At 73.4% G+C, this 5,617-nt stretch carries 7 protein-coding genes; 6 read left to right on the top strand and 1 reads right to left on the bottom strand.

From position 1 onward, the window contains the following. Window positions 1–609, bottom strand: a 609-nt coding sequence (locus B7438_RS19990) for a CDP-alcohol phosphatidyltransferase family protein (protein ID WP_085371439.1), incomplete at its 3' end; no start/stop codon positions are given. A 79-nt stretch (window positions 610–688) separates the two neighbouring features. Between B7438_RS19990 and B7438_RS19985 the strand changes: the two genes are divergently transcribed. The 6 genes from B7438_RS19985 to B7438_RS19965 are packed head-to-tail and all read left to right on the top strand — an operon-like array spanning window position 689 to window position 5,581. Beyond that, entirely contained in the window at window positions 689–1,666 is a 978-nt protein-coding gene (locus B7438_RS19985) for a zinc-binding alcohol dehydrogenase (RefSeq protein ID WP_256922154.1), read from the top strand. Further along, window positions 1,666–2,061 (top strand): 6-carboxytetrahydropterin synthase, encoded by a 396-nt coding sequence (locus B7438_RS20420; RefSeq protein WP_143466107.1) that lies wholly within the window; start codon window positions 1,666–1,668, stop codon window positions 2,059–2,061. The genes B7438_RS19985 and B7438_RS20420 overlap by 1 nt, the downstream gene beginning before the upstream one ends. Further along, window positions 2,034–3,101, top strand: coding sequence for a glycosyltransferase family 4 protein (locus B7438_RS19980; protein WP_179150894.1), 1,068 nt, complete (start codon window positions 2,034–2,036; stop codon window positions 3,099–3,101). The genes B7438_RS20420 and B7438_RS19980 overlap by 28 nt, the downstream gene beginning before the upstream one ends. Next, on the top strand, window positions 3,098–3,916 hold the full coding sequence (locus B7438_RS19975; protein WP_218775192.1) for an SAM-dependent methyltransferase: 819 nt from the start codon (window positions 3,098–3,100) through the stop codon (window positions 3,914–3,916). The genes B7438_RS19980 and B7438_RS19975 overlap by 4 nt, the downstream gene beginning before the upstream one ends. Further along, the gene (locus tag B7438_RS19970) at window positions 3,916–4,956 is read left to right on the top strand and encodes a lysylphosphatidylglycerol synthase transmembrane domain-containing protein (RefSeq protein ID WP_085371435.1); all 1,041 of its coding nucleotides are present in this window, start codon (window positions 3,916–3,918) and stop codon (window positions 4,954–4,956) included. Before B7438_RS19975 ends, B7438_RS19970 begins: the two co-directional genes overlap by 1 nt. Further along, on the top strand, window positions 4,838–5,581 hold the full coding sequence (locus tag B7438_RS19965; RefSeq protein WP_085371434.1) for a dihydrofolate reductase family protein: 744 nt from the start codon (window positions 4,838–4,840) through the stop codon (window positions 5,579–5,581). The genes B7438_RS19970 and B7438_RS19965 overlap by 119 nt, the downstream gene beginning before the upstream one ends. Window positions 5,582–5,617 lie beyond the last annotated feature (36 nt).

Below are 5,617 nucleotides of genomic sequence, written 5' to 3'. Positions count from 1 at the left end.
CCCCAGCTCCACCCCCGGCGCGGTCCCCGCCACGGCGAGCGCCAGCGCGACGCCGGCCACCGCCGTCACCACCTTGCGCCAGTAGCGGTACGGCAGCTGGGCGCGGAACCACGGCAGCGCCCAGCCGACCATCACGAACACGTAGCGCAGCGCGCCGATCGCGAGCACCCAGAGGCCCAGGTCGGCGGCGACGTATGCGCTGAGCACGAGCAGGAGGAACGCATCCACCTCCATGTCGTAGCGGGCGCCGAGGTCGCTGGCCGATCCTGTGCGGCGGGCGACCCAGCCGTCGACGGCGTCGAGGGCGAGGGCAGGGACGATCAGGGCCACGAGCATCCAGACCGGGATGGGGGCGGTGAAGGATGCGACGACCAGACCGGTGATCGCGCCGACCAGGGATGAGCGGAGCGAGGTGACCATGTTGGCCTGGCCGAAGCGGGTGGCGGGGCGACGCCGCAGACCGGCGGCGAGGAGGGCGTTCGCGACGGCCAGGTAGACGGCGGCGGCAGCCCATCCGGCCGGGGGTGGGGGTGATGCCGCGTAGACGAGCGCCACCAGTAGCGCGCCGCCGATCGCCCATCCTGCTGCTGCGAGTTGAACCCTTTTCACGTGCGCCTCGTGTCTCCCGTGTATGGCACCTGTCCGTTAACACGCCACGCGCGCACCGATGGTTCACCGAGGAGGGGACGTGGTCGAGGCAACCGCATTCTGGATCGACGGTCCTGGCACCGGATCGTTGCGCTCGGCACGGCTGACGGCGCCCGGCGACGGCGAGCTGCTCGTGCGCACGCTCCACACCGGCGTCAGCAGGGGCACGGAGACGACCGTGCTCGGCGGGCGCGTGCCGCAGAGCGAGCACGACAGGATGCGCGCCCCGTTCCAGGAGGGCGACTTCCCGTGGCCGGTGAAATACGGCTACCTCAACGTCGGCGTCGTCGAGGACGGACCGTCCGCGCTGCGTGGGCGCACCGTCTTCACCCTGTTCCCGCACCAGTCGGCGTTCGTCGTCCCCGTGGATGCTGTCGTGCCCGTCCCGGATGCCGTGCCGGCCAGGCGGGCGGTGCTGGCGGGCGCGGTCGAGACGGCCGTCACCGTGCTGTGGGATGCTGCCCCGCTGCTGGGCGACCGGCTCACAGTGGTCGGCGCCGGGATGATCGGTTGCAGCGTCGCCCGGCTCGCGGCCGGGATCCCGGGTGTGGAGGTGGTGCTAATGGACACCGACCCGTCGAAGCGCGAGGTCGCCGTGCGGCTCGGGGTCGGGTTCGCCCTGCCGGAGGATGCTCCGCTCGACAGGGACATCGTCGTCAACGCGAGCGGCGCGGAGGCCGGGCTGCGGCTCGCCCTCGAAACCGTCGTCACCGAGGGTGAGGTGATCGAGGCCAGCTGGTACGGGGATCGGCCGGTCAGCCTGCCGCTCGGGGCCGACTTCCACGCCAGGCGCCTCACCATCCGGGCCAGCCAGGTGGGCTCGGTACCCCCGCGGCGGCGGGGCAGCCGCACCACCCGCGATCGCCTCGCGCTCGCCGTCGACCTGCTGCGCGACCCGGCGTTCGACGCGCTGCTGACCGGCGAGTCGTCGTGGCGCGACCTGCCGCGGGTGATGGCCGCCCTCGCCGACGGACGCACGGCCGACCTCTGCCACACGATCGATTGGACGGATGCCTGATGCCATACACCGTGACGGTGCGCGACCACCTGATGATCGCCCACAGCTTCAGCGGCGACCTCTTCGGCCCCGCCCAGCGACTGCACGGCGCCACGTTCATCGTCGATGCCACCTTCGGCGCCGACGACGTGGATGCGGACGGCGTCGTGATCGACATCGGCCGGGCCGGCGCTGCCCTCGCGGAGATCACCGGTTCGCTGACCTACCGCAACCTGGACGACGATCCCGCGTTCGCGGGGATCAACACGACCACCGAAGTGCTCTGCCGGGTGGTGGCCGACCGGCTCGCTGCACGGGTGGCGGAGCGCGAGCTCGGCGGAAACAGCGTCACCACGATCTCCGTCACCATGCACGAGTCGCACATCGCGTGGGCGAGCTACTCGAGGTCGCTGTGAGCGGGCGGCCGGTGTTCTTCCTCGTGCCAGAGGCGGTGGACGACCCAGCACGGGTGAGCGGCGGAAATGTCTACGACCTGCACCTCCGCGACGGGCTGCTGGCCGACGGCTGCGACCTCCGGATGCTCGCGGTCGCCGACGGCGGAGGGCACGCAGGGCGCATCCTGAGCGGGCTGCCCCACGGTGCGCTCGTCCTCATCGACGGCCTGCTCGTCGCGCAGCACCCGGATGCGGTGGCCGACCAGTCCGGACGCCTCCACGTCGTCGTGCTGGCGCACATGGTCGCGCCCGAGCAGGACGACCGCGAACGCGACGCCCTGCGCTCTGCGGAGCTGATCGTCGCCACCAGCGCCTGGACGCGTTCCGAGCTGATCGCGCGCGATGCCGCAGACCCGCGCAGCATCGTGGTCGCGCATCCGGGGGTGGATGCGGGGCCGCCGTCCGAACCGTCCGCAACCGGTGGGCGCCTGCTCTGCGTCGCCGCCGTCGCGCCGCACAAAGGGCAGGACCTGCTGGTGTCGGCGCTCGCCGGGCTGGCGGACATCGACGGCTGGTCGTGCACGTTCGTCGGCTCGCTCGCGACGGCCCCCGAATTCGCCGCGGCGCTGTCGGCCCGCGCGGCAGCATCCGGGATCGCAGACAGGGTCGCGTTCACCGGCGTGCTCGCCGGCCGCGCGCTCGACGAGGCGTACGCGCAGGCCGACCTCGTCGTCGTGCCGTCGCGCGTCGAGAGCTACGGGATGGTCGCCGCCGAAGCCATCGCGCGCGGCATCCCGGTGCTCGCCACGGGCGTCGGCGGCATCGCGGAGGCGGTCGGCGACGGGAGGGCGGCGATGATCGTGCCGCCCGACGACCCGTGGGCGCTGCGCGTCGCGCTACGGCAGTGGTGGAAGGACCCGGCCCGGCGACACCAGCTGCGCGCGGCGGCGATGGATGCGCGGGGTGCCTCCACGACGTGGGCGTCGACCGCGCAGGTGGTGGCCGCTGCGCTCGCCCGGGTGCCGGATGCGGCGAGAGCGGAAACGGCGGTGCGATCGTGAGCGACATCCTCGAGGTCAGCAGCGACTGGCTCGCCCTCCGCGAGGCCGAGGACGCCGCGGCGCGCTCCGGCGACCTCGCAGCCCGCATCCCTCCGCTGCTGCCGGACGGCCGCCTCACCGTGCACGATCTCGGCAGCGGGACGGGCTCGATGATGCGCTGGCTCGCTCCCCTGCTGCCCGGGCCGCAGACCTGGGTGCTGCACGACTGGAACGAAGCCCTCACCGCCCGGGCCTTCGACGGGCCGCGTCCGCTCGATACCGACGGCGCGCCCGTCGCGCTCCGCACCTCCGTCGGCGAACTCGACCGGCTCACCGCCGCCGACCTGGGCGGAGCATCTCTGGTCACGGCGTCCGCGCTGCTCGACGTGCTCACCGCGGCGGAGGCGCACGCCATTGTGGACGCGTGCGTGCTGGCGGGCGTCCCCGCCTTCCTCTCGTTGAGTGTGACGGGCGAGGTCGAGCTGCGGCCGTGGGATGCGCGCGACAAGGCCGTCGGCGACGCGTTCAACGCGCACCAGCGTCGTGAGGTCGGCGGCCGGCGGCTGCTCGGGCAGTATGCCGGACCGATCGTGCGCGGGCTGTTCGAGCAGGCGGGCTGGCGGGTGCGCCAGGCCCGCACCAGCTGGCATCTCGACGACCACGAACCGCGCCTGCTGCGCGAGTGGTTCGACGGGTGGGTGGGCGCCGCCGAGGAACAGGAGCCCGAACTGGTCGAAACGCTCGACGGCTACCGGGAGCTGCGCGGCCGCCAGCTCGACCGCGGGGAGCTCTCCGCCGTGGTCTACCACCTCGACGTGCTGGCCTGGCCGCGCTGATGCGTGCGATCGTGCGGTACAGCTGGTTCGGCGTCGCCGTCCGGGTGATCGTCGGCGGGGGCATCCTCGTGGCGGTCGCGCTGCACGTCGGCACCGGCCCGTTCCTGCACGGGCTGCAGAGCATCGACCCGCCGGTGATCGGTTCGTCGATCCTGCTCACCGCCACCGCGACGGCAGCCGCCGCCTGGCGGTGGAACGTCATCGCCGGACGACTGGGCGTCGGGATGCCCTGGCCGCGCGCGGTCGGGATGTACTACCGGTCGCAGTTCATCAACAGCGTGCTTCCGGGCGGGGTGGTGGGCGACGTGCATCGCGCCGTCGACCACGGCCGCCGTGCGCAGAGCCTCGCGATGACCGCGCGGGCGGTCGCGGTGGAGCGCACGGTCGGACAGCTGGTGCAGCTCGTGCTCACCGTGATCGTCCTGGCGGTCGCCGGCGCCGGGTTCGGCGGCGTACTCCTGCCCGTCGCCGGGGCGGGCGTCGTGCTCGTCGTCGCGGTGGCGGCCGTCGCCGCCCTGGCGAGCGCGCGGGTGCGCACCGTGCTCCGGCGCGAGGCGGCTGCGGTGCGGCTGGGCCTCGGCTCCGCGACGGTCGCCGTGCGCGTGGTGGGCGCATCCATCGTCGTCGTCGCCTGCCACCTCGCCACCTTCGCCATTGCAACGGCGGCGGTCGGCGCGAGCGTGCCTCCGCTCCGGATGCTCGCCATCGCCGTGGTCGTGCTGCTCGCCGCATCCATCCCCGTCAACCTCGGTGGATGGGGTCCCCGCGAGGGAGCGGCGGGGTGGGCGTTCGCCGTGGCGGGCTTCGGCACCGCGGCCGGCATCTCCGCCGCCACCCTGTTCGGCGTGCTCGCCATCCTGTCCCTCCTACCGGGAGTGATCGCGGCGGCACTCGCATCCATCGTCCACAGAAGGAGCCATCATGGCCGACTCCCCGTACGTGACCATCAGCTGCGCCGTCTCACTCGACGGCTACCTCGACACGGCACGCCCGCCGAGGCTGGCGCTCTCGAACCCGGCGGACTTCGACAGGGTCGATGAGGTCAGGGCGGCGAGCGACGCCATCATGGTCGGCGCGCGCACGATCCGGCTCGACAACCCGCGGCTGCTCGTGCACAGCAAGGAACGGCAGGGCCGCCGCGCGGAGACGGGACGCGGGCGCTCGCCCTGGAAGGTCACCGTGACCGCCTCCGGCGACCTCGACCCCCGGTCGGCGTTCTTCGCCGAAGACGACACCGAGAAGCTCGTCTACTGTCCGCGCGGTGCGGAGCGGCGCATCCGGCGGCGGCTGGGCGGCACGGCGACGGTGGTGCAGCTCGGGGACGACGTGCGGATGGCCGACCTGCTCTCCGACCTCGGCGACCGCGGCGTGCGGCGGCTCATGGTGGAGGGCGGAGGGACGACGCTGACCCAGTTCCTCGCCGACGACATCGTGGACGAGTTGCAGCTGGCGGTCGCCCCGCTGTTCGTCGGGGACAGGAGGGCGCCGCGGTTCGTGGGCGACGCGCTGTTCCCGTGGACGGGCGAGCAGAGGGCGACGCTGGCCGAGGCGCGCACGATCGGGGATGTGGTGCTGCTGCGGTATGCGCTGTCCGGGCGGTTCGCGGAGGGTGTGGGCGCGGCGGGGACGGGAATGGCGGCGAGCGTGGCGGCTAGGCGGCTCTGATGGCGTCGCGCCCCCGCCGCTCCCGCCCTTCTGGCC

The sequence above is a fragment of the Leifsonia sp. NCR5 genome, assembly GCF_002105485.1.
GTDB lineage: Bacteria > Actinomycetota > Actinomycetes > Actinomycetales > Microbacteriaceae > Leifsonia.
This window is presented reverse-complemented; position numbering and strand designations above follow the sequence as displayed.